Annotated in this window: 1 protein-coding gene; it reads left to right on the forward strand. The window is 65.5% G+C overall.

Annotation, left to right across the window (positions count from 1 at the left end):
• Window positions 1-643 (forward strand): aminotransferase class III-fold pyridoxal phosphate-dependent enzyme (locus ACPUER_RS37015; protein ID WP_425133609.1); only part of this gene is annotated, 643 nt, incomplete at both ends.

Raw genomic sequence — 643 nt, forward strand, 5'->3', positions numbered from 1 at the left:
GGCAAGCCGCAGAAGAAATACGTGATCTCGCGCAAGAACGGCTACCACGGCTCGACGATCGCGGGCGGCACGCTCGGCGGGATGGGCTACATGCACGAGCAGATGCCGTCGAAGGTCGAGCACATCGTGCATATCGATCAGCCATATTTCTTCGGCGAAGCGCAGCCGGGCGAAACGCCCGAAGCGTTCGGCCTCGCGCGCGCGCAGCAGCTCGAAGCGAAGATTCTCGAACTCGGCGCGGAGAACGTCGCGGCGTTCATCGGCGAGCCGTTCCAGGGCGCGGGCGGCGTGATCTTCCCGCCGTCGACGTACTGGCCGGAAATCCAGCGGATCTGCCGCAAGTACGACATCCTGCTGGTCGCCGACGAAGTGATCGGCGGCTTCGGCCGCACCGGCGAATGGTTCGCACACCAGCACTTCGGCTTCGAGCCGGACCTGATCACGATGGCGAAGGGCCTCACGTCGGGTTATGTGCCGATGGGCGCGGTCGGGATCCACGAGCGGGTTGCACGCCCGATCATCGACAACGGCGAATTCAACCACGGCCTCACGTACTCGGGTCACCCGGTCGCCGCGGCCGTCGCGGTCGCGAACCTGAAGCTGCTGCGCGACGAAGGGATCGTCGAGCGCGTGAAGAACGACA

Source organism: Burkholderia sp. DN3021 (genome assembly GCF_049805555.1).
Lineage (GTDB): Bacteria > Pseudomonadota > Gammaproteobacteria > Burkholderiales > Burkholderiaceae > Burkholderia > Burkholderia pyrrocinia_C.